The organism is Pseudomonas sp. LBUM1671 (genome assembly GCF_059695685.1).
Map to the genome: position 1 here is coordinate 4,926,914 of NZ_CP166782.1, position 21,629 is coordinate 4,948,542.

Genomic DNA, 21,629 nt, shown 5'->3' on the forward strand with positions numbered 1-21,629 from the left:
TTCGTGAATTCAAGCGTCGGCCACTTCATTTTTCGGCCAATGCTCGGCGTGAGCCAGGAAAACCAAGGCTTCGCGCACTTGTGTCGGCGTATTACAAGTTGCCTGGAACGGCAGCCAGTACAGGGCCTGACCAATGCGCAGGTGCATGCCTTCGCTGTCGATACCGGCCAGTTGCGCCGGTTCGGTTTTCGGCAGCCCCGCCAAATCGACGTAGTGGGCGATTGCTTTGGCGTGATCGGCATTCATGTGCTCGACCATGCTCAGTTCGGCTTTGCCGGCGAACGGGTTGGCCAAGGTCAGATGATCAACCCAGTTAATCGCGCCGAAACCGCCGATGTAACGGTGACGCACAGGCTTGAGCACCCAGAAATCGAAATCGTGGGCCTTGTGGTAGCTCTGTGAATCCGGGAAATAGCGGTAGTAACGCTCGGCCGCCGCTTCGATCGCGACCTCGTCTTCGAGTTTTTCTGCTTCAGCCAGGTAAGTCAGGCGACCAACGGCTTGCACGTCGTCAGCCTCACGCTCGCCCACAAACAGCGAGCATTTCGGATCTTTCTGCAGGTTATGAGTGTGCTGGGCGATGCGACTGATAAGGATCAGCGGCCGTCCTTGCTCGTCCAGGCAGTAAGGAACGACGGAGCCAAACGGGAAGCCGGGCATCGACTTGGAGTGCGTCGACAGCACTCCGCGGTATTCCTTGAGAAGCAATTCTCGGGCATTCTTGGCCGCTTCAACGCTCAATTTATGACTCCTTATATAGAATCCGTCGAAAAAACGGACAGGCGCCTGGGGATAAGTTCCAGTACGTCATCGGGGCAGTTCTCATGTGCAACCAGGCCACATCAGGTGCAGATCGAGAGGCCCTCTAGGAAGGAAAACCACTCTGAACCTGCTATTGGGGCATGCGAATGCAACTCACTGACAAAGTAATCATTATCACTGGCGGTTGCCAGGGTTTAGGCCGTTCCATGGCCGAGTATTTCGCGGGCAAAGGCGCAAAGCTGGCGCTAGTGGATTTGAACCAGGAAAAGCTCGACGACACCGTCGCGGCGTGCAAAGCCAAGGGCGTAGAAGCCCGTGCTTACCTGTGCAACGTTGCCAATGAAGAGCAAGTGACGCATATGGTTGCCCAGGTGGCCGAAGATTTCGGCGCGATTCATGGCCTGATCAACAACGCCGGCATCCTGCGCGACGGCCTGCTGCTGAAGGTCAAGGATGGCGAAATGACCAAGATGAGCCTGGCCCAATGGCAGGCGGTCATCGACGTCAACCTGACCGGCGTGTTCCTGTGCACCCGTGAAGTCGCGGCAAAAATGGTCGAGCTGAACAACAGCGGCGCGATCATCAATATCTCCTCGATTTCCCGCGCCGGCAACGTCGGCCAGACCAACTACTCCGCCGCCAAGGCTGGCGTGGCCGCGGCGACCGTGACCTGGGCCAAGGAACTGGCGCGCTATGGCATTCGCGTGGCGGGCATTGCCCCGGGCTTTATCGAAACCGAGATGACCTTGGGCATGAAGCCTGAAGCCCTGGAGAAGATGACAGCGGGGATCCCGCTCAAGCGCATGGGCAAACCAGAAGAGATCGCGCATTCGGCGGCGTACATCTTCGAGAACGACTACTACACCGGCCGGATTCTGGAAATGGATGGCGGGTTGCGGATCTAAGGCCCCATAGATCAATGTGGGAGCTAGCCTGCTAGCGATTGCGGTGGTTCAGCCAACATATTTGTTGAATGTGAATCCGCTATCGCTAGCAGGGCTAGCTCCCACAGTTGATTGTGTTTCAGTTCATCAATCGTCGCTGATGGTGATGTTCGGCATCGCCGGCGTTGCCGCTTCCTGCAACACAATCCGCGCGCCGACGTGGCGGGCGAGTTCCTGGTACACCAGCGCAATCGGGCTGTCCGGCTCGGCGATCACCGTTGGCTTGCCGCCATCGGCCTGCTCGCGGATAGCCATTGCCAGCGGCAACGACGCCAGCAGTTCGACGCCATACTGATTGGCCAGCTTCACCCCGCCACCTTCACCGAACAAATGCTCGGCGTGCCCGCAGTTGGAGCAGATGTGCACGGCCATGTTTTCCACCACGCCCAGTACCGGAATGTTGACCTTGCGGAACATCTCCACGCCTTTGCGCGCGTCCAGCAGCGCCAGGTCTTGCGGGGTAGTGACGATGACGGCACCGGCCACCGGGACTTTCTGCGCCAGGGTCAGCTGGATGTCACCGGTGCCTGGCGGCATGTCGATGACCAGGTAATCCAGATCGCCCCAGGCGGTTTGCGTGACCAGTTGCAGCAGCGCGCCGGAGACCATCGGCCCGCGCCAGACCATCGGGGTGTTGTCGTCGGTCAGGAAGGCCATGGACATCACTTCCACTCCATGGGATTCGATCGGCACGAACCACTTCTGATCCTTGACCTTCGGTCGGGTGCCTTCCGGGATACCGAACATGATGCCCTGGCTCGGGCCGTAGATATCCGCGTCGAGAATCCCGACCTTGGCGCCTTCACGGGCCAGTGCCAGTGCGAGGTTGGCGGCGGTGGTGGATTTGCCCACGCCCCCCTTGCCGGACGCCACGGCCACCACGTTCTTGACGTTGGCCAGGCCCGGAATCTGCGCCTGGGCCTTGTGTGCGGCGATCACGCTGGTGATGTCAACGCGAGCGCTCGTCACGCCGTCGAGACCTTCGATCGCCATTTGCAGCATCTGCGACCAGCCACTTTTGAACAGGCCGGCGGCGTAACCCAGCTCCAGCTGAACGCTGACGCGATCGCCCTGGATGTCGACGCTGCGCACGCACCCGGCGCTGACAGGATCCTGGTTCAGGTAAGGGTCGGTGTATTGGCGAAGGACGGCTTCCACCGCTGCGCGATTGACGACGCTCATGGGCAACTCCGATAGCAAGACTGGAAAATCAGGCGGGTATCGTACCTGTTCTCACGCACGGACGGCATGCTTTCAGGATATGCCAAATAAGCCATGGTCGAATGCGACCTGTAGCAGCTGGCGAAGCCTGCGTTCGGCGGCGCAGCCGTCGTAAAACCAGACACTGCGGTGTTTCAGGTAATCCGAGTTGCCCGGATTCACGACGGCTGCGCCGCCGAACGCAGGCTTCGCCAGCTGCTACAAAGGTCCGCAGTGACCGGTCGCGGGGGTGAAAAATATGCGCCGGCGCTTTATAGTGGCCGACCTCCGTTTCATCAAGTAGCCGAGCCCCATGTCCGAGCCACGCAAGATCCTCGTCACCAGCGCCCTGCCCTATGCCAATGGTTCGATCCATCTTGGCCACATGCTGGAATACATCCAGACCGATATGTGGGTGCGCTTCCAGAAGCACCGCGGCAACCAATGCATTTATGTCTGCGCCGACGACGCTCACGGTTCGGCCATCATGCTGCGCGCGGAAAAGGAAGGCATCACCCCGGAACAACTGATCGCCAACGTCCAGGCTGAGCACAGCGCCGACTTTGCCGAGTTCCTGGTGGACTTCGACAACTTTCACTCCACTCACGCCGAAGAAAACCGTGAGCTGTCGAGCCAGATCTACCTGAAGTTGCGAGACGCCGGGCACATCGCCCAGCGCTCGATCACCCAGTATTTCGATCCGGAAAAGAAAATGTTCCTGGCCGACCGCTTCATCAAGGGCACCTGCCCGAAGTGCGGCACTGAAGACCAGTACGGCGACAACTGCGAAAAATGCGGTGCAACCTACGCACCGACCGACCTGAAGGATCCGAAGTCGGCGATCTCCGGCGCCACCCCGGTGCTCAAGGATTCCCAGCACTTCTTCTTCAAACTGCCGGACTTCCAGGAAATGCTGCAGGCCTGGACCCGCAGCGGCACCCTGCAAGAAGCAGTCGCCAACAAGATCGCCGAATGGCTGGATGCCGGCCTGCAACAGTGGGACATCTCCCGCGATGCGCCGTACTTCGGTTTCGAAATCCCTGACGAGCCAGGCAAGTACTTCTACGTCTGGCTGGACGCGCCGATCGGCTACATGGCCAGCTTCAAGAACCTTTGCGATCGCCGTCCGGAACTGGATTTCGACGCGTTCTGGGGCAAGGACTCCACCGCCGAGCTGTACCATTTCATCGGCAAGGACATCGTCAACTTCCACGCCCTGTTCTGGCCAGCGATGCTCGAAGGCGCCGGTTTCCGCAAGCCGACCGGCATCAACGTGCACGGCTACCTGACCGTCAACGGTCAGAAAATGTCCAAATCCCGCGGCACCTTCATCAAGGCCCGGACCTATCTGGACCATCTGTCGCCGGAATACCTGCGTTATTACTACGCGGCGAAGCTGAGCCGTGGCGTCGATGACCTGGACCTGAACCTCGAAGACTTCGTGCAAAAGGTCAACTCCGACCTGGTCGGCAAAGTCGTCAACATCGCCAGCCGTTGCGCCGGTTTCATCCATAAAGGCAACGCCGGTGTACTGGTGGCGGGCAATGCCGCGCCGGAACTGACCGAAGCGTTCCTCGCCGCAGCGCCGAGCATCGCCGAAGCCTACGAGGCTCGCGACTTCGCCCGTGCCATGCGCGAGATCATGGGCCTGGCCGACCGCGCCAACGCCTGGATCGCCGACAAGGCGCCGTGGTCGCTGAACAAACAGGAAGGCAAGCAGGATGAAGTCCAGGCCATCTGCGCCCTGGGCGTCAACCTGTTCCGCCAGTTGGTGATTTTCCTCAAACCGGTACTGCCGTTGCTGGCCGCCGATGCCGAGGCGTTCCTCAACGTCGCGCCGCTGACCTGGGACGACCACGCCACCTTGCTCAGCAACCATCAGCTGAACGAGTTCAAGCCGTTGATGACCCGTATCGATCCCGTAAAAGTGCAAGCCATGAGCGACGCGTCGAAAGAAGACCTGACCGCCAGCGCAACCGACACCGGTGATGCTGCGCCGGCCGGTAACGGTGAACTGGCCAAGGATCCGCTGTCGCCGGAAATCGACTTCGACGCCTTCGCCGCTATCGACCTGCGCGTGGCCCTGATCCTCAAGGCCGAACACGTAGAAGGTGCCGACAAACTGCTGCGCCTGACCCTCGACATCGGTGACGAGCAACGCAACGTGTTCTCCGGGATCAAAAGCGCTTATCCGGATCCGTCCAAGCTCAATGGTCGTCTGACCATGATGATCGCCAACCTCAAACCACGGAAAATGAAGTTCGGCATCTCCGAAGGCATGGTGATGGCGGCCGGCCCTGGCGGTGAAGAAATCTACCTGCTCAGCCCCGACAGCGGCGCCAAGCCGGGTCAGCGCATCAAGTAAGGTTCTGCGGTAAAACGATCCCACAGTCGTGCCTGTTGCGACTGTGGGATTTTCATATCTGGCTCCACCCTCCGCCCTTGCCGGATAATGCCTAAGCTTTTTAGACCGCTCTGTTAAAAAGCCCTATTTCAACCGGCACGATCATGACCGAGATTCTGCTTACGCTTATCAGCACTGCCCTGATCAACAATCTCGTGTTGCACTGGCCGCTGGGCGTCGATCCGCTGATCGGCAGCGAGCGCGATCAGGTTCATGCGCTGGGCATTGCGACGACATGCCTGATGCTGGTTGTCGGCCTATTGAGCTACTCGGCCTATCACTGGTTGCTGGTGCCGCTGGAACTGACGTCGCTGCGCCTTTTCGTGTTCATGCCGTTGAGCGTTTTGCTGATCGGCCCACTGTTGAAGCTGCTTTCCCGTTTATTGCCCAGGCTTGCGTTCAATGGCCTCTGGCCGTTGCTGCTGGGTAACGCGGGTGTGCTGGGGCTGACCTTGCTCAACGCCCAGAACGACAAAGGATTCTTCCACGCCACAGCCCTGTGCCTCGGTGCAGGGCTGGGGTTCTGGCTGGTGCTGAGCCTGTTCAGCGACTTGCGCCAGCGCACAATCGATAATGATATTCCCCTGCCCTTTCGTGGCCTGCCGATCGAGTTGATCGGCGCCGGACTGATCGCAGTGGCTTTTCTCGGATTCAGCGGGCTGATCAAAACATGAGTCTGATTCAACGCATCGACGCCCTATTGCCGCAGACCCAATGCGGCAAGTGCGGCCACCCCGGATGCAAGCCGTACGCCGAAGGCATTGCCAGCGGCGAGCCGATCAACAAGTGCCCGCCGGGCGGCAGCGAAACCATCGCGGCGCTGGCTGACTTGCTGAACGTGCCGGTGCTGGAACTGGACGTCAGTCGCGGTCCGGCCCCGGCGCAGATCGCCTACATTCGTGAAGCGGAGTGTATTGGCTGCACCAAGTGCATTCAGGCTTGCCCGGTGGATGCAATCGTCGGCGCGGCAAAATTGATGCACACGGTGATCGTCGACGAATGCACCGGTTGCGACCTGTGTGTCGCGCCCTGCCCGGTGGACTGCATCGAGATGCGACCACTGCCCTTGGCCACGGTGCTGCCGATTGTCGGTGGCCTCGCGTTCAGCCTCGAGGAACAACAGGCGCGCACCGCCAAACGCAATCATGCGCGGCGTCGCTTTGAACAGCGCAACGCCCGCTTGTGTCGTGAAGAAGAACAGAAACTCGCCGAACGTCAGGCCCGTGCCCAACGCACCGTGCCGCACAACGAAGTGATGACACTCGACCCGGTTCAGGCTGCGCTTGAGCGGGTGCGTGCGCAGAAAGCGGCCAACGCCGATGCGGCGCTGAAAAAAGCCAAGATCGATGTGGCGATGAGTCGCGCGCAACTGAACAAGTCGCTCAAGGCCTTCGGGCATCCGCCGACCTTCGAGCAGCAGTCGCAGCTGATCGTGCTGCAACAGCAATTCGAAGCGGCGGAGCAAGCCTTGGCGAAGCTGGAAAGCAGCGCGCCGCCCACCCCGGCACCGGCCGCGCCAGCGAAGGATGCCGAACTGAAACGGGCGAAGATCCAGCTGGCCATGCGTCGCGCCGAACTTAACAAAGCGCGAACCAACGAAGCAGCGGCTGAACAGATTGCAGCGCTGGAACTCGCGGTGAAGGACGCCGAGCACCAGGTGGATACCCATGCCGCCCCTTGAACCGGTGGACGAACGCCTTCAGCAGGCCATGAAACTGGTATTGCTGGCCACTGTGCCGGGGATGCTGGTGTTTTTCTGGTTGTATGGCTGGGGCGTTTTGATCAACCTGATTCTGACGGCCGTTACCGCATTGGCCGTTGAGGCAGCGGTGTTGCAACTGCGCAGGCAACTCATCAAACCAACCCTGAGCGATGGCAGCGCCCTGGTCAGCGCAACGTTGCTGGCACTGGCCTTGCCGCCTTATTGCCCATGGTGGTTGACGGTCAGTGCGGCGGCGCTCGCGCTGCTCGGCAAACACCTCTACGGCGGAGTCGGCAAGAATCCGTTCAATCCGGCAATGCTCGGTTTTGCCTTCGTGCTGGTGGCCTTTCCCCAACAGATGACCCTCTGGCCGTCATCCCACGGCATGAATTTGCTCGAAGGTTTGCAGCAGGTCTTCGGCTTCGGACAGGCACCAGATGCCTGGGTGCAGGCCACGGCGCTGGACAGCCTGCGAATCAACAAAAGCCTGACCATGGATGAACTCTTCGCGGGCAACCTTGCGTTCGGCCATTTCGGTGGACGCGGCGTGGAATGGGTCAACCTGGCTTTTCTCGCCGGTGGCGCATTCCTGCTACAACGGCGGGTGTTCACTTGGCACGCCCCGGTCGGCATGCTCACCAGCCTGTTCGTTATCAGCCTGCTGTGCTGGAACGGCTCGGGCTCCGACTCCCATGGCTCGCCACTGTTTCATCTGCTCACCGGCGCGACCATGCTGGGTGCATTCTTTATTGCCACCGAACCGGTGTCCGGCGCGAAAAGTCCCGGTGCCCGACTGCTGTTCGGTGCTGGCGTGGGATTACTCACCTACCTGATTCGAACCTGGGGGGGTTATCCGGACGGCGTGGCGTTCGCCGTGCTGCTGATGAACCTTTGCGTCCCTGCGCTGGAGCGGTTTGTCGCGTCCAGACAGGCGCAGGTGGCCCCATGAACCGAGCGACGAGCGTTGGGATTCTGGTGCTGCTGAGCGGACTGGGGATTGGCGCGACGTACTTCGTGCAACACGCCAGCGAACCGCGCATCAGTGCGCAACAACGCTTGATCGACAGCCGCAACCTGCTGGACTTGCTACCGTTGGGCAGCTACGACAATCAACCGCTGGAGCAGCCGCTCGCCCTCGAAAACATCCCGCTGCCCAATAGCACGCTGCTGGGTGGTTATCTGGCAACCCAGGCCGGGCAACCTCGCGCGGTGTTGCTGCGAAGCCAGACCCTGGGCTACGAGGGCTCCATCGAGCTGCTGATTGCCATCGGCGCAAACGGCAAGTTGTTGGGGGTTAAAACCCTCAAGCAATCGGAAACCCCTGCGCTGGGTGGCAAGATCGCTGACTGGCCCAATGCCTGGCTTCAGGTGTTTACCGGCAAGTCTCGCACTGAGCCCGGCGATATGGGCTGGGCCTTGAAAAAAGATCAGGGCCAATTCGACCAGATAGCGGGCGCGACCATCACTTCAAGAGCGGTGACCAGCGCCGTCCATGACGCGTTGCGCTACTTCGATGAACACCCGCAACAGCTGATCGGAAGTGAGCCTCATGACTAAGTCAGCGACGCTGCGCAACTCACTGATGCTTGCGCCGCTGATCGGCGCTACGGACGCTTGGCAGACGGCGCTGGGCCTCTGGCTGATGTTCTTCGTGGTGATCAATGCGTATGGCGCCAGCATGGCCGCCTTGCGATCACGGCTGATCCCGTCCACCCGATTGCTTGCCAGCCTCCTGCTGTCGGCCACGTTGACCAGTTGTGCGGAACTTGCCGCACAGGTCTTGTCACTTCAATGGCATCAGCACGTGGGGATCTATGCAGGATTGATCGCCGTGCAATGCCTGGTGCTGGAACACAATGGTTTTTTCCAGGAATCCTGGCTCGATCGCCTGCGCTTGTGTGGCCTGTTTGGCGCGCTGATGGTGGGTCTTGGCTTGCTGCGCGAGTTCATCGGCAACGGCGGCCTGCACCTGGCCACGCTGGTTCCCGGCGGATTCATTCTTCTGGGACTGTTGATCGCCGCCTGGCAGGCCTGGCACCGCCCGGCTCCCTCACACTGACCGATTTCGAGGAAACGCACTGTCCATGAATGCCGCAAAACGCCTGGAAATTTTCCGCAGGTTTCACGAAGACAACCCGGAACCGAAGACCGAACTGGCCTATTCCTCGCCGTTCGAATTGCTGATTGCCGTCATTCTTTCCGCCCAGTCGACGGATGTCGGCGTGAACAAGGCCACCGCCAAACTCTACCCGGTGGCCAATACGCCGGCGGCGATTTATGCCTTGGGCGTTGAAGGGCTGTCGGAATACATCAAGACCATCGGCCTGTTCAACAGCAAAGCGAAAAACGTGATCGAAACCTGTCGTTTGCTGGTGGAGCGCCATGGCGGCGAGGTTCCGCAAACTCGAGAGGAACTGGAAGCGCTGCCCGGCGTCGGCCGCAAGACCGCCAACGTGGTGCTCAACACCGCTTTTCGGCAACTGACCATGGCCGTGGATACCCACATTTTCCGGGTCAGCAACCGCACGGGCATCGCTCCGGGCAAGAACGTGGTCGAGGTGGAGATGAAGCTGATGAAGTTTGTCCCCAAGCAATACCTGCTCGATTCCCACCATTGGCTGATCTTGCATGGGCGCTACGTTTGCCTGGCCCGCAAGCCCCGTTGCGGCAGCTGCCGGATCGAAGACCTGTGCGAATACAAGCTGAAGACCTCGGACGATTGAGGCGCTATTAGATTTATTGATCCATCGATTGAAAAAATCTTTTTTACCCGCCGGGAGTTTGTCGATATAAGGAGCGCCAAAGGCAGTCTTAGCCTGGAGTTAACCTTATGAGCACTGGCAAAGAGCAATTGGACGTAGAAGACGACTTCACACCCGTTGAGGCCGATGACGCTGAACCGGTGGTTGAAGTGGCGAAGACCAACCTGAGCAAACGCCGCACCATCGACAATCTGCTGGAGGAGCGCCGACTGCAAAAGCAATTGGCCGATTACGACTTTGACTTGTGACACCTAAAAGCCTCCCGAAACGGAGGCTTTTTACCAAGTGCCAATCCCTCAGTCGCCAGTGCACTCATACCAGCCCATTGCGTTGAGCCAGTTCAATCAGGTCGACCAAGGACCGAGCATTGAGCTTCAACAACAGGCGAGTCTTGTAGGTGCTGACGGTTTTATTGCTGAGGAACATGCCATCGGCAATCTCCTTGTTTGTCTTTCCTCTAGCCAACTGTTGCAGCACCATCATTTCGCGCCCGGACAAACGATCCACCATATCGGCTTCACTGGCATTCCCGAGACTGGAGCGAACGGTATGCAGCGCTTGATTCGGAAAGTAGCTGTAGCCAGAGAGTACGGCTTTTATCGCACTGAGCAATTCAGTGAGGTCCTGTTGTTTGCAGACATATCCGGCGGCACCCGACTGCATGCAACGCATGGAAAAATGTCCGGGTGCCTGAGAGGTCAATATCAACACTTTAAGAGGCATTGCCGTAGAGGTCAGACGCGCGATGACTTCCAACCCGTCCAGCTTCGGTATTCCAATATCCAGAATGACAATATCCGGCATAAGTTCGCGGGCAAGTTGTAACGCATCCACGCCGTTATCTGTTTCTGCAATGACTTCGTAGCCATGACGCTCCATCAGCATACGTACCGCAAGACGAATGACGGGGTGATCATCCACGATCAGCACTTTATTCATGGGCAAGTCCAATTTCGCTGTTCGAATTTTTAGAGCCCGCACAATAGCCTAGTCGTTTCATCCGTGGCACGCCGCCCCCCTCGCCCACCCGCAGCGAGAGACATTCCCTACAAACAAGCAGGATATGTCTTACAAAAATCAGACAAATACTGTGTGTCTTAAATTTTATCGCCCAGCCAGCGCTGTGCTTTCAAAACTGTTTTTGTATCGATTTACATCAAGAAATCAAAGAAACCAGAAGCTGACAGAGAGATCCGGCAAGCGCTGACGATTGAGCTACGCTTAAAAAGTAACCGATATTGTCAAGCCGACACTCACACCGGACAGTTAAACCCTGAATAGACCCATTACACCAAGCCTTACATCAGGCAACACTTGAAAAACAGCAACACCATAGACTTATAAAAACAAAAATACCCGACTCACAAACAATACAGTTACTATGACCCCCACTAACAAATCAACTAAGAGGAAATCACCAAAACAGTAGACAGCTTTCTCCGCCACATCTTTAACTTACCAGCACTCTTAACTTCCACGAACCCATCGAGAAAAGACAATCTTTCATGAGCAAAAAACATGAACAAATTAAAAACAAGAATCTCCAACCCCATGACAATCATCGCGATATTTGCAACCCTGTCTGAAACATCGGCCGCTATTTCTCTTCCCTTTCTCGGCGATGAGGAGAGAGAGATCTATATCTGGTTCCTTATCAGCTTCCCTTTTTATTTGCTCTTCCTGTTCTTCGCCACACTAAACTTCAACTATAGATCGCTTTACGCGCCCTCTGATTTTGAAAAAGGAAAGCATTTCATAAAGGCCATGAGCGATGCCGATCAACCACAAGGAGGCACACCTGAGCCGTTGATTGAGCATCACGTACGCTCAACGGTGCTGTTAAAGGATCTGCACATCGTCGACGCACGATGGATGAGCAGCAAAATGGATTTCAACACCTTGATGGAAAAGGTCCAGCAACCACAGGAAAACCCTGCGCGCGTTATCGTGTTTCTCACGTGTACTGATTCAGAGGCATTGCTGAAGGAAGGCGCACACAAGCATGCGAAACAAACAAAGAAGCGCAACAGCACTGCGTTCTGGGTTGCCTACAATTTGAGCTCGCATGGCATGACGATGATGGCTTGAATACCGGTAGCAGAAGACAGCGCTCGAAGGGCAATCGGAGCGCAAAAGCAGACGAAAGCGTATTTGTAACAACAATAAGAAAGTTGAAACATGATGCACGGCAGGAAACATCCCTCTTTCAGAAATGTGGCCTTGTCACCGACAAGGCCACATTTCCATTACCGTCGTTGCAGCTTCAAAGGTCTCAGAAAAGCTTCCGGCCTTTGTTTGCAGCAATGCGCATGCGCAGGGCGTTGAGCTTGATAAAGCCCGCCGCGTCGGCCTGGTTGTAAGCACCACCGTCTTCTTCGAAGGTCGCGATGTTGGCATCGAACAACGATTCGTCGGACTTGCGACCGGTGACGATCACGTTGCCCTTGTACAGCTTCAGGCGCACAACGCCGTTCACGTGTGCCTGGGACGCATCGATCATCTGTTGCAGCATCAGACGCTCAGGGCTCCACCAGTAACCGGTGTAGATCAGGCTGGCGTATTTAGGCATCAACTCGTCTTTGAGATGAGCCACTTCGCGGTCCAGGGTGATCGATTCGATCGCACGGTGAGCGCGCAGCATGATAGTGCCGCCTGGGGTTTCGTAGCAGCCACGGGACTTCATGCCCACGTAACGGTTCTCGACGATGTCGAGACGGCCGATGCCGTGTTCGCCACCGATACGGTTCAGGGTCGCCAGCACGGTGGCTGGGGTCATTTCGACGCCGTCCAGTGCCACGATGTCGCCGTTGCGGTAGGTCAGCTCCAGGTATTGCGCCTTGTCTGGAGCCTTCTCCGGGGAGACGGTCCATTTCCACATGTCTTCTTCGTGCTCGGTCCAGGTGTCTTCCAGCACGCCGCCTTCATAGGAAATGTGCAGCAGGTTGGCATCCATCGAATACGGGGATTTTTTCTTGCCGTGGCGCTCGATCGGGATGTTGTGCTTTTCAGCATAATCCATCAGCTTTTCACGGGAGAGCAGGTCCCACTCGCGCCAAGGGGCGATCACTTTCACGCCTGGCTTGAGTGCGTAGGCGCCCAGTTCGAAACGAACCTGGTCGTTGCCCTTGCCGGTGGCGCCGTGGGAAATGGCGTCAGCGCCGGTTTCGTTGGCGATTTCGATCAGGCGTTTGGCGATCAACGGACGAGCGATGGAAGTACCCAGCAGGTACTCGCCTTCGTAAACGGTGTTGGCGCGGAACATCGGGAAAACGAAATCACGCACGAATTCTTCGCGCAGATCGTCGATATAGATCTCTTTCACGCCCATGGCCTGAGCCTTGGCGCGTGCAGGTTCGACCTCTTCGCCCTGACCCAGGTCAGCGGTGAAGGTCACGACTTCACAGTTATAAGTATCCTGCAGCCACTTGAGGATCACCGAAGTGTCCAGGCCGCCGGAATACGCCAGAACGACCTTGTTTACGTCCGCCATGCCATCACTCCACGGGGTTCTACGGAAAGCCGTGAAGTCTACCGGTCATACGGAATAATTTACAGAGGCGCGACAGCTTATGACGACGAAGCGACAGATTCTGTCGAGCGAGCGACGAATTCAGCTGGCTCAGGAGGTCGCCGAGGAGCTTCCCGGCGTGGTGGTTTGAGGGGCGACTTTCTCGGTCGGTGCCACCCGTTCCAGGCGCACGGCTACCCGGCGATTCTTCGCGCGGTTGGTGGCATTGGTGTTTGGCACCACAGGATAGCGTTCACCGTGGAAACGCATGGTGATCTGCGATTCCTGGATGCCATTGGCCTTGAAATACTCCATTACCGCCAGCGCCCGGCGGCGTGACAGCTCGCGGTTGGTCAGGCGATTGCCGCTGTTGTCGGAGTGCCCGTCGAGTTCGATGTGATTGACCGTCGGATCCGCCTTCATGAACTCCAGCATCACCTGCAACTGCGCCTTGGCTTGCGGATTGAGATCGACGCCTTCACCCGGGAAGCCGATCTCGGACTGTTTGACCTGCTCGAAATTCTTCGGCAGCAGCTTCGCGACGCAACCCTGATAGTCGTTGAAAGCCTTGCTGAACTTGACCGGCAACAGGCGCACCTCAGACACGCGACCATCGCCAGAGGAATGGCGGATGACCGGGCTGCGGCCGTCCATCAACCCGCTGATCAGGCGCCCGGCCTGAACCTGCGAACTGTTGAACAACACATTGCCGCTGCCGATTCTCACCGAGCCCAGGTTGATGTCGCCACGTCCCGGTTGCCACGGCGCAGCGGCCGCCAGCAGCGTCGCGGAACCGCCGCCGATCATCGCGTTGTAGGCTTTGAGACGAAACGTCGCCTGCTCGCCGGCACGGCGCACGAATTCACCCGAACCGAAATCGGTGATCGGTTGAGTCAGGCGGCATTCGAACTTGTCACCTTCGACCGTCCACTCGATGCTCTCCAGACGCGTCTGGAAAGTGAGCGCCATCGCAGGGAGGCTGGCAAACACACTGAGCAAGGCTAAATAACGCTGGCGCACGGGAGGCTCCACTGGCTTCTACAACAAAAAGACCGATACACATATTTACGGCATACCTGTTGGATATCGGAAGCTTCCTGCAAAACTTGATAGCGAGTGCCTGAGAGAGTCTTTTCCGGTAGCATTCCCCAGAGTTTGACCCGCCTGGAATCCCCTCATGTCCGACCGCCTGACCCTGCTGCGTCCCGACGACTGGCATATTCATCTTCGCGATGGTGCTGTGTTGACCAATACCGTTGCGGATGTCGCGCGCACCTTTGGTCGCGCAATCATCATGCCCAACCTGGTACCTCCGGTGCGTAACGCCGCTGAAGCCGACGGCTATCGCCAGCGGATTCTCGCTGCCCGCCCGGCCGGCAGTCGTTTCGAACCGTTGATGGTGCTGTACCTGACCGACCGCACCCAGCCCGACGAAATTCGCGAGGCCAAGGCCAGCGGCTTCGTCTACGCCGCCAAGCTGTACCCGGCCGGCGCGACCACCAACTCGGATTCTGGTGTCACCAGTATCGACAAGATTTTCCCTGCACTTGAGGCCATGGCCGACGTCGGGATGCCCTTGCTGATTCACGGTGAAGTCACCCGTGGCGATGTCGATGTGTTCGACCGCGAAAAACTCTTCATCGATGAGCACATGCGTCGTGTGGTCGAGCGTTTCCCGACGCTCAAAGTGGTATTCGAACACATCACCACCGCAGACGCCGTGCAGTTCGTCAACGAGGCTTCGGCCAACGTTGGCGCGACCATCACCGCGCATCACCTGCTGTACAACCGCAACCACATGCTGGTGGGCGGGATTCGGCCGCACTTCTATTGCCTGCCGATCCTCAAGCGCAATACCCATCAGGAAGCCCTGCTCGACGCCGCTACCAGCGGCAGCGACAAGTTCTTCCTCGGCACCGATTCGGCGCCGCACGCCCAGCACGCCAAGGAAGCCGCTTGCGGCTGTGCCGGTTGCTATACCGCTTATGCAGCGATCGAGATGTATGCCGAAGCCTTCGAACAGCGCAACGCGCTGGACAAGCTCGAAGCCTTCGCCAGCCTCAACGGCCCGCGCTTCTATGGCCTGCCGGCGAACACCGATCGCATCACCCTGGTCCGCGATGAGTGGACCGCCCCGACCAGCCTGCCATTTGGCGAGCTGACCGTAATCCCGCTGCGCGCCGGTGAAAAACTGCGCTGGCGCCTGCTGGAGGAACACGCGTGAGTGAAGACCATTTCGACGACGAACAGGACGGTCAAGGCGGCGGAGGTGGTTCACGCCACCCGATGGCTGAGCGCTTCCGTGGATACCTGCCCGTTGTTGTCGACGTTGAAACCGGTGGTTTCAACTCTGCCACTGACGCCTTGCTGGAAATCGCCGCGACCACGATCGCCATGGATGAAAAAGGGTTTGTGTACCCCGATCACACCTATTTCTTCCGTGTCGAGCCTTTTGAAGGCGCGAATATTGAAGCAGCCGCACTGGAATTCACCGGAATCAAGCTCGATCACCCGCTGCGTATGGCGGTAAGCGAAGAAGCAGCCCTGACCGATATTTTCCGCGGCATCCGCAAGGCCCTGAAAGCCAACGGTTGCAAACGGGCGATTCTGGTCGGGCACAACAGCAGCTTCGACCTGGGCTTCCTCAACGCCGCTGTCGCGCGTCTGGACATGAAACGTAACCCGTTTCATCCGTTCTCCAGTTTCGATACCGCGACCCTCGCCGGTCTGGCTTACGGTCAAACCGTACTGGCCAAGGCTTGCCAGGCGGCGGACATCGACTTTGACGGTCGCGAGGCTCACTCGGCGCGCTACGATACCGAGAAGACGGCCGAGCTGTTCTGCGGCATCGTCAATCGCTGGAAACAAATGGGCGGCTGGGAAGACTTCAACGACTGATCCTGGTAGCTGGATTTATCCCGCCCATAAAAAAACCGGCCTCAACGGCCGGTTTTTTTGTGCCTCAAACGTGCCTTACAGCGCAGCAGCGTTCTCGGTCAGGTAAGCCGCGACGCCTTCGGTCGAAGCGGTCATGCCTTTGTCGCCTTTCTTCCAGTTGGCAGGGCAGACTTCGCCGTGCTCTTCGTGGAATTGCAGAGCGTCGACCAGACGGATCAGCTCTTCCATGTTACGGCCCAGCGGCAGGTCGTTGATGATCTGCGAACGGACAACGCCTTTGTCGTCGATCAGGAACGCGCCACGGAAAGCCACGCCGCCTTCGGACTCAACGTCGTAGGCCTTGGCGATTTCGTGTTTCATGTCGGCAGCCATGGTGTAGCGAACCTGGCCGATACCGCCATTGTTCACCGGGGTGTTGCGCCATGCGTTGTGGGTGAAGTGCGAATCGATCGAAACCGCGACCACTTCAACGTTACGTGCCTTGAAGTCAGCCATGCGGTTGTCCAGAGCGATCAGCTCGGATGGGCAAACGAAGGTGAAGTCCAGTGGGTAGAAGAACACCAGGCCGTATTTGCCTTTGATGGCCGAGGACAGGGTGTAGCTATCCACGATTTCGCCATTGCCGAGGACGGCAGGTACGGTGAAGTCCGGGGCTTGTTTGCCTACGAGTACGCTCATTGAATATCTCCTGGTCTATTAACGTGAAGAACTGGGTTCGCGTCAGCCTGCCACCCTCAGGCGACAGCCCTGTGACACGACCCCCTTCGCAAGGACCGACCATCATACACGGCGTTTTTGAGCTGTCCTCAACGGTTTTTCACCGATGCACCAAATAGGTTGTCTCGGCAGGTAATGGCAGATCGCTAGATGAAAACCGTTCGTCAGTCATACGCGCTTATAACGCGAAGCTTTCAGAAAGCACTTTGACAATCATTCTCGTTAACATTAAGATCCATCGCAACTGAGTCACCACCAGCGACGGTTCTTAGCTTATGTATGTCTGCCTCTGCACTGGCGTCACCGACGGTCAAATCCGCGATGCAATCTACGAAGGTTGCTGCAGCTACAAAGAAGTCCGTCAGGCGACTGGCGTAGCCAGCCAATGCGGCAAATGCGCCTGCCTTGCCAAGGAAGTGGTCCGCGAAACCCTGACCAAATTGCAATCGGCCCAGGCCGCGATTCCTTTCCCTGTAGAATTTACTGCAGCGTAAATACCGTATTCCAAAGAACCGGACTTGAAGTCCGGTTTTTTTATGTCTGAAAATCAATTGCTTACGGGCTAGACGCGGAACACAAACATTCTTATTCCGATTAATTTTCATTTAAGTTTCAATAACTTAGGTTTGACACTCTTAGTTGCGCGGCTCAAACTCTGCCTTATAGACAGCTAATACAGGGCAGGACCCCATCATGAAAGGCGACATTACAGTCATCCAGCATCTCAACAAGATCCTTGCCAATGAACTGGTCGCGATCAATCAGTATTTTCTGCATGCGCGCATGTACGAAGATTGGGGTCTGAACAAGCTTGGCAAGCACGAATACCACGAATCCATCGACGAGATGAAACACGCGGACAAGCTGATCAAGCGCATCCTGTTCCTCGAAGGCCTGCCGAACGTCCAGGACCTGGGCAAGCTGCAGATCGGCGAGCACACCCAGGAAATGCTTGAGTGTGACCTGCGTATCGAAAAAACCGGTCATGCCGACCTCAAGGTCGCCATCGCACATTGCGAAACCGTTGGCGATTTCGGTAGCCGTGAATTGCTCGAAGACATTCTTGAGTCCGAAGAAGAACATATCGACTGGCTGGAAACCCAACTGGGCCTGATCGATAAAATCGGTCTTGAGAACTATCTGCAATCGCAGATGGGCGAAGAGTAAGTTAGCGCCCGCTAAACTCGAGACATTAAAAAGCCCCGCGCTCTTTTGAAGAGGCGGGGCTTTTTCATGACCGGCTTCAGGTTCACCCTGAAACAAATGTGGGAGCGGGCTTGCTCGCGAAGGCGGTAGGTCAGTCAACTAATCTGTTGAATGCTGTACCGCTTTCGCGAGCAAGCCCGCTCCCACATTGAGAGGATCAGGCTTCGGTCTTGCCAGCAGCAGCCGCTTCAACAGCAGCCTTGATCGTGGCCTGCAGCGAACCATCAGCCGACATTTCAGTCATGATGTCGCTACCGCCGACCAGCTCACCACCGACCCACAGTTGCGGGAAGGTTGGCCAGTTGGCGTATTTAGGCAGGTTGGCGCGGATTTCCGGGTTCTGCAGGATGTCCACGTACGCAAACTTTTCACCACATGCCATCACGGCCTGCGCGGCTTTCGCGGAGAAGCCACACTGCGGGGCATTCGGCGAACCTTTCATGTAAAGCAGAATGGTGTTGTTAGCAATCTGCTCTTTAATCGTTTCGATGATATCCATGGAGCACCTCGGCTGAACTTTCCGACTCAAGGGTCGGCACGGTGGCGCATTGTAACGGAAACCCGAGCGCCATGCTCGGTCTCCCCGACAGACACAATCAAGCTGCCGCTACAGTCACCGGAACTCCGTTCAACGCCGCATTCCCCGACAACTCATCGAGCTGGCATTCATCGGTCAGGTCATTGGCGCTGGAGCCTGGTTGACCACTGGCGATCGTCATCTGCACGCCGGGCCGCGCATGGCCCCAACCGTGAGGCAGGCTGACCACGCCTTTCATCATATCCAGACTGGCGACCACTTCCACTTCGATCATGCCGACCCGCGAACTGACCCGTACGCGCTGCCCATCGCTGAGCCCACGGCTGGCCAGGTCATCCGGGTGCATCAACAATTGATGGCGCGGCTTGCCCTTCACCAGACGGTGGTAGTTGTGCATCCACGAGTTGTTGCTGCGCACATGGCGACGACCAATCATCAGCAATTCATCGGCGGCCGGTGCCTGCAGCGCGGCGAAGCGCGCCAGGTCGGCGAGAATCGCGGCAGGCGCAGCCTGGACTCGCTGGTTAGCGGTTTTCAGGCGCGGCGCGAGGTTGGATTTGAGCGCGCCCAGATCGACACCGTGCGGATGATCGAACAGCGTTGCGAGCGAAAGCTTGTGTCCAGAGGCATCACCATAAAGCCCCATTCGAAGTCCGCGATCGATCATCTGTGCGGGAGGAATGGTCGGTTTCAGGTCCTTGCCGGTCTTCGCCGCAAAGGCCTGGGCCAGGCCGACAAAGATCTCCCAGTCATGCAACGCACCCTCTGGTTTTGCCAGAATCGCCCGGTTGAAACGGGTCACGTTGCGCACCGCAAACATGTTGAACGTAGTGTCGTAGTGATCGTTTTCCAGTGCCGAGGTCGACGGCAGGATCAGGTCGGCATAGCGCGTGGTTTCATTGATGTACAGGTCGATGCTGACCATGAACTCCAACCCGTCCAGCGCCTGTTCCAGTTGCCGGCCATTGGGTGTGGACAGCACCGGATTGCCGGCCACGGTGATCAGCGCACGGACCTGCCCTTCCCCGCCGGTCAGCATCTCTTCCGCCAGGGCCGACACCGGCAACTCGCCGCCGTACTCGGGACGCCCGGATACCCGGCTCTGCCACAGATTGAAATGGCCGCCCGAAGTGGACGCCACCAGATCCACCGCAGGTTCTGTGCACAACGCCCCGCCGACGCGGTCGAGGTTGCCGGTGACCAGGTTGATCAGTTGCACCAGCCAATGGCACAAAGTGCCGAAGGCCTGGGTGGAAACGCCCATCCGGCCATAACAGACCGCAGTCGGCGCTGCCGCAAAATCACGGGCCAGTTGGCGAATCTGCTCTGCCGGCACCGCGCACAAAGGGCTCATGGTGTCGGCGGTGAATGTGGCGATGGCCTGACGGACTTCATCCAGACCGTCCACCGGTAAATGACTGTCGCGGGTCAGGCCTTCGGCGAACAAGGTATTGAGCAGCCCGAACAACAGCGCCGCATCACTACCGGGGCGCACGAACAGATGTTGATCGGCAATCGCAGCCGTTTCACTGCGACGCGGATCAACCACCACCACTTTGCCGCCCCGGGCCTGAATCGCCTTCAGGCGTTTTTCCACATCCGGCACGGTCATGATGCTGCCGTTGGAGGCCAGTGGATTGCCCCCGAGGATCAACATGAAGTCGGTGTGATCGATGTCCGGGATCGGCAACAGCAAGCCGTGGCCGTACATCAAATGGCTGGTCAGGTGATGAGGCAACTGATCGACCGAGGTCGCGGAAAACCGGTTGCGGGTTTTCAGCAGGCCCAGGAAGTAATTGCTGTGGGTCATCAACCCATAGTTGTGCACGCTGGGATTGCCTTGATAAACCGCCACCGCGTTCTGCCCGTGACGCTCCTGAATCGCCGCCAGGCGTTCGGCGACAAGGCTGAAGGCGTCTTCCCACTCGACAGGCTGCCATTCGCTGCCCACTCGCAGCATCGGCTGACGCAGGCGATCCGGATCGTTCTGGATGTCTTGCAGGGCAACCGCCTTGGGGCAGATGTGCCCACGGCTGAACGTATCCAGCGGGTCGCCTTTTATTGAGGTGATCTGTACGCCGCTGCCTTCGACCTCGGAGGTCTCGATGGTCAGGCCGCAAATGGCTTCACACAGGTGGCAGGCACGGTGATGGAGAGTCTTGGTCATGGCCAGTCTCTGTTTTGTTCTGGGCGGGCAATATCGGCCGCGGGAACAAAACTATGGCGCGTGACCCGCCACTGCGCCAGCGACGTTCGTCTTGTGAATCGGCGACCATCAGGCCAGCCGATGACCGCGCTCGATCAGTTTGGCGGCAACCCGGGTGGCGGCGTCTGCAACTGGATCTCCTGAATGGTTTCGATCTGCTCCTGGGCGACATGTACGCCGGTGAGCTCGCCGATCAGTCGCCAGTGCTCATCGAGCCCGGTGCTGATGGTTGCCATGCGGTCGATCATGCGTCGACCGGCCGCCTTGGTCACTTCGTCTTCACTGCGCATCAATTCAAAGGACATCGACGTCATGGAAGCGGTGAGGTGGGTCAGAGAACGGGCCGTGAGGCCAAGTAAATCCATTAACAGCTGTTCTTTCGATTCCATTCCGAAGGCTTCCTGCATCATTCGTGAGCTAGTTATAACCCAGCACTTTGCATTAGCAAATGTTTCATCCCGGCACATCGCCAGCCACCGTCGCGAATATCAGGTCAGAAACCGACCCGTGGCCATGCGATCCCCGCCCGGTTTGATTGCCAACCCCAAGGAGCCCAGTGTACAAATGACAGGCTGCTGTCAGTAAACCGGCTTCAAAAGCGCTACTGCGGACACCCCGTAGCCCCTCTGAAATCCCCAAACACCGTAGCCTATTGGAAAAACGCGACATTTAATGTCAATATCGCGCCTCCCCCTATTTCGTCGCCCCGTGCGGCTTACGCCGCAGGTCTCGCCCGTTTTTCAGTTAAACAAGGCTTTGAGTATCTGCGGTCTGTTGCAAAA

General features: G+C 58.0%; 22 protein-coding genes and 1 pseudogene. 14 read left to right on the top strand and 9 right to left on the bottom strand.

Annotation, left to right across the window (positions count from 1 at the left end):
* Positions 1-9: 9 nt before the first annotated feature.
* Complete coding sequence (locus ACA060_RS22810) at positions 10-741, bottom strand: HugZ family pyridoxamine 5'-phosphate oxidase (protein ID WP_497313350.1); 732 nt, start codon at positions 739-741, stop codon at positions 10-12.
* 167 nt (positions 742-908) lie between these two features.
* Here ACA060_RS22810 and ACA060_RS22815 point away from each other — a divergent pair, with 167 nt between their 5' ends.
* On the top strand, positions 909-1,667 hold the full coding sequence (locus ACA060_RS22815; protein ID WP_077749886.1) for an SDR family oxidoreductase: 759 nt from the start codon (positions 909-911) through the stop codon (positions 1,665-1,667).
* 126 nt (positions 1,668-1,793) lie between these two features.
* On the opposite strand, the gene apbC is transcribed toward ACA060_RS22815, so the two are convergent.
* Positions 1,794-2,888 (bottom strand): iron-sulfur cluster carrier protein ApbC, encoded by a 1,095-nt coding sequence (gene apbC, locus ACA060_RS22820; RefSeq protein ID WP_497313352.1) that lies wholly within the window; start codon positions 2,886-2,888, stop codon positions 1,794-1,796.
* Between the two features lie 331 nt (positions 2,889-3,219).
* On the opposite strand from apbC, the gene metG reads away from it, so the two are divergent.
* From metG to ACA060_RS22860, 8 genes and pseudogenes are all read left to right on the top strand, one after another.
* Positions 3,220-5,271, top strand: coding sequence for a methionine--tRNA ligase (metG, locus tag ACA060_RS22825; RefSeq protein ID WP_497313354.1), 2,052 nt, complete (start codon positions 3,220-3,222; stop codon positions 5,269-5,271).
* Between the two features lie 143 nt (positions 5,272-5,414).
* Entirely contained in the window at positions 5,415-5,984 is a 570-nt protein-coding gene (locus ACA060_RS22830) for an Rnf-Nqr domain containing protein (RefSeq protein WP_497313356.1), read from the top strand.
* A gap of 17 nt (positions 5,985-6,001) precedes the next feature.
* Positions 6,002-6,376 (top strand): annotated as a pseudogene (gene rsxB, locus ACA060_RS22835) (electron transport complex subunit RsxB); the annotation flags it as partial.
* A gap of 601 nt (positions 6,377-6,977) precedes the next feature.
* The gene (locus ACA060_RS22840) at positions 6,978-7,961 is read left to right on the top strand and encodes an RnfABCDGE type electron transport complex subunit D (protein WP_497313358.1); all 984 of its coding nucleotides are present in this window, start codon (positions 6,978-6,980) and stop codon (positions 7,959-7,961) included.
* Entirely contained in the window at positions 7,958-8,569 is a 612-nt protein-coding gene (locus tag ACA060_RS22845; protein WP_497313360.1) for an RnfABCDGE type electron transport complex subunit G, read from the top strand. Before ACA060_RS22840 ends, ACA060_RS22845 begins: the two co-directional genes overlap by 4 nt.
* Positions 8,562-9,071, top strand: coding sequence for an Rnf-Nqr domain containing protein (locus ACA060_RS22850; RefSeq protein ID WP_497313362.1), 510 nt, complete (start codon positions 8,562-8,564; stop codon positions 9,069-9,071). Before ACA060_RS22845 ends, ACA060_RS22850 begins: the two co-directional genes overlap by 8 nt.
* A gap of 25 nt (positions 9,072-9,096) precedes the next feature.
* Positions 9,097-9,735, top strand: coding sequence for an endonuclease III (gene nth / locus ACA060_RS22855; protein ID WP_109634432.1), 639 nt, complete (start codon positions 9,097-9,099; stop codon positions 9,733-9,735).
* A gap of 107 nt (positions 9,736-9,842) precedes the next feature.
* Positions 9,843-10,022 carry a PA3496 family putative envelope integrity protein gene (locus ACA060_RS22860; RefSeq protein ID WP_007898493.1) on the top strand — a complete coding sequence of 60 codons (180 nt, stop codon included), beginning with the start codon at positions 9,843-9,845 and terminating at the stop codon, positions 10,020-10,022.
* 64 nt (positions 10,023-10,086) lie between these two features.
* On the opposite strand, the gene ACA060_RS22865 is transcribed toward ACA060_RS22860, so the two are convergent.
* Positions 10,087-10,713 carry a response regulator transcription factor gene (locus ACA060_RS22865; protein ID WP_007943575.1) on the bottom strand — a complete coding sequence of 209 codons (627 nt, stop codon included), beginning with the start codon at positions 10,711-10,713 and terminating at the stop codon, positions 10,087-10,089.
* A 579-nt stretch (positions 10,714-11,292) separates the two neighbouring features.
* Between ACA060_RS22865 and ACA060_RS22870 the strand changes: the two genes are divergently transcribed.
* Complete coding sequence (locus ACA060_RS22870) at positions 11,293-11,862, top strand: hypothetical protein (protein ID WP_109634434.1); 570 nt, start codon at positions 11,293-11,295, stop codon at positions 11,860-11,862.
* A gap of 184 nt (positions 11,863-12,046) precedes the next feature.
* Here ACA060_RS22870 and ACA060_RS22875 read toward each other — a convergent pair whose 3' ends face one another.
* Both ACA060_RS22875 and ACA060_RS22880 read right to left on the bottom strand, forming a co-directional pair.
* Positions 12,047-13,264 carry an argininosuccinate synthase gene (locus ACA060_RS22875; protein WP_007898502.1) on the bottom strand — a complete coding sequence of 406 codons (1,218 nt, stop codon included), beginning with the start codon at positions 13,262-13,264 and terminating at the stop codon, positions 12,047-12,049.
* 129 nt (positions 13,265-13,393) lie between these two features.
* Positions 13,394-14,302, bottom strand: coding sequence for a flagellar protein MotY (locus ACA060_RS22880; RefSeq protein WP_109634436.1), 909 nt, complete (start codon positions 14,300-14,302; stop codon positions 13,394-13,396).
* A 157-nt stretch (positions 14,303-14,459) separates the two neighbouring features.
* Here ACA060_RS22880 and pyrC point away from each other — a divergent pair, with 157 nt between their 5' ends.
* Together pyrC and rnt are read left to right on the top strand one after the other, a co-directional pair.
* Entirely contained in the window at positions 14,460-15,506 is a 1,047-nt protein-coding gene (pyrC, locus tag ACA060_RS22885) for a dihydroorotase (RefSeq protein ID WP_109634437.1), read from the top strand.
* A complete protein-coding gene (rnt, locus tag ACA060_RS22890; RefSeq protein WP_064679478.1) occupies positions 15,503-16,180 on the top strand; it encodes a ribonuclease T in 678 nt (225 codons plus the stop codon). The genes pyrC and rnt overlap by 4 nt, the downstream gene beginning before the upstream one ends.
* Positions 16,181-16,255: 75 nt before the next feature.
* Here the strand turns inward: rnt and ACA060_RS22895 are convergent, their stop codons facing one another.
* The gene (locus ACA060_RS22895) at positions 16,256-16,858 is read right to left on the bottom strand and encodes a peroxiredoxin (protein WP_010457682.1); all 603 of its coding nucleotides are present in this window, start codon (positions 16,856-16,858) and stop codon (positions 16,256-16,258) included.
* A 314-nt stretch (positions 16,859-17,172) separates the two neighbouring features.
* On the opposite strand from ACA060_RS22895, the gene ACA060_RS22900 reads away from it, so the two are divergent.
* Together ACA060_RS22900 and bfr are read left to right on the top strand one after the other, a co-directional pair.
* Positions 17,173-17,391, top strand: coding sequence for a bacterioferritin-associated ferredoxin (locus ACA060_RS22900; RefSeq protein ID WP_007943567.1), 219 nt, complete (start codon positions 17,173-17,175; stop codon positions 17,389-17,391).
* Positions 17,392-17,590: 199 nt separating this feature from the next.
* Positions 17,591-18,064, top strand: coding sequence for a bacterioferritin (bfr, locus tag ACA060_RS22905; protein ID WP_010457685.1), 474 nt, complete (start codon positions 17,591-17,593; stop codon positions 18,062-18,064).
* Positions 18,065-18,260: 196 nt separating this feature from the next.
* Here bfr and grxD read toward each other — a convergent pair whose 3' ends face one another.
* The 3 genes from grxD to plzR all read right to left on the bottom strand — a co-directional run bounded on the left by grxD (position 18,261) and on the right by plzR (position 21,236).
* Positions 18,261-18,602, bottom strand: a complete 342-nt coding sequence (gene grxD, locus ACA060_RS22910) for a Grx4 family monothiol glutaredoxin (RefSeq protein ID WP_109634441.1) — start codon at positions 18,600-18,602, stop codon at positions 18,261-18,263.
* 97 nt (positions 18,603-18,699) lie between these two features.
* Positions 18,700-20,808 (bottom strand): molybdopterin oxidoreductase family protein, encoded by a 2,109-nt coding sequence (locus tag ACA060_RS22915; RefSeq protein ID WP_497313366.1) that lies wholly within the window; start codon positions 20,806-20,808, stop codon positions 18,700-18,702.
* A 134-nt stretch (positions 20,809-20,942) separates the two neighbouring features.
* A complete protein-coding gene (plzR, locus tag ACA060_RS22920) occupies positions 20,943-21,236 on the bottom strand; it encodes a PlzR type 4 pili assembly inhibitor (protein ID WP_109634445.1) in 294 nt (97 codons plus the stop codon).
* Positions 21,237-21,629 lie beyond the last annotated feature (393 nt).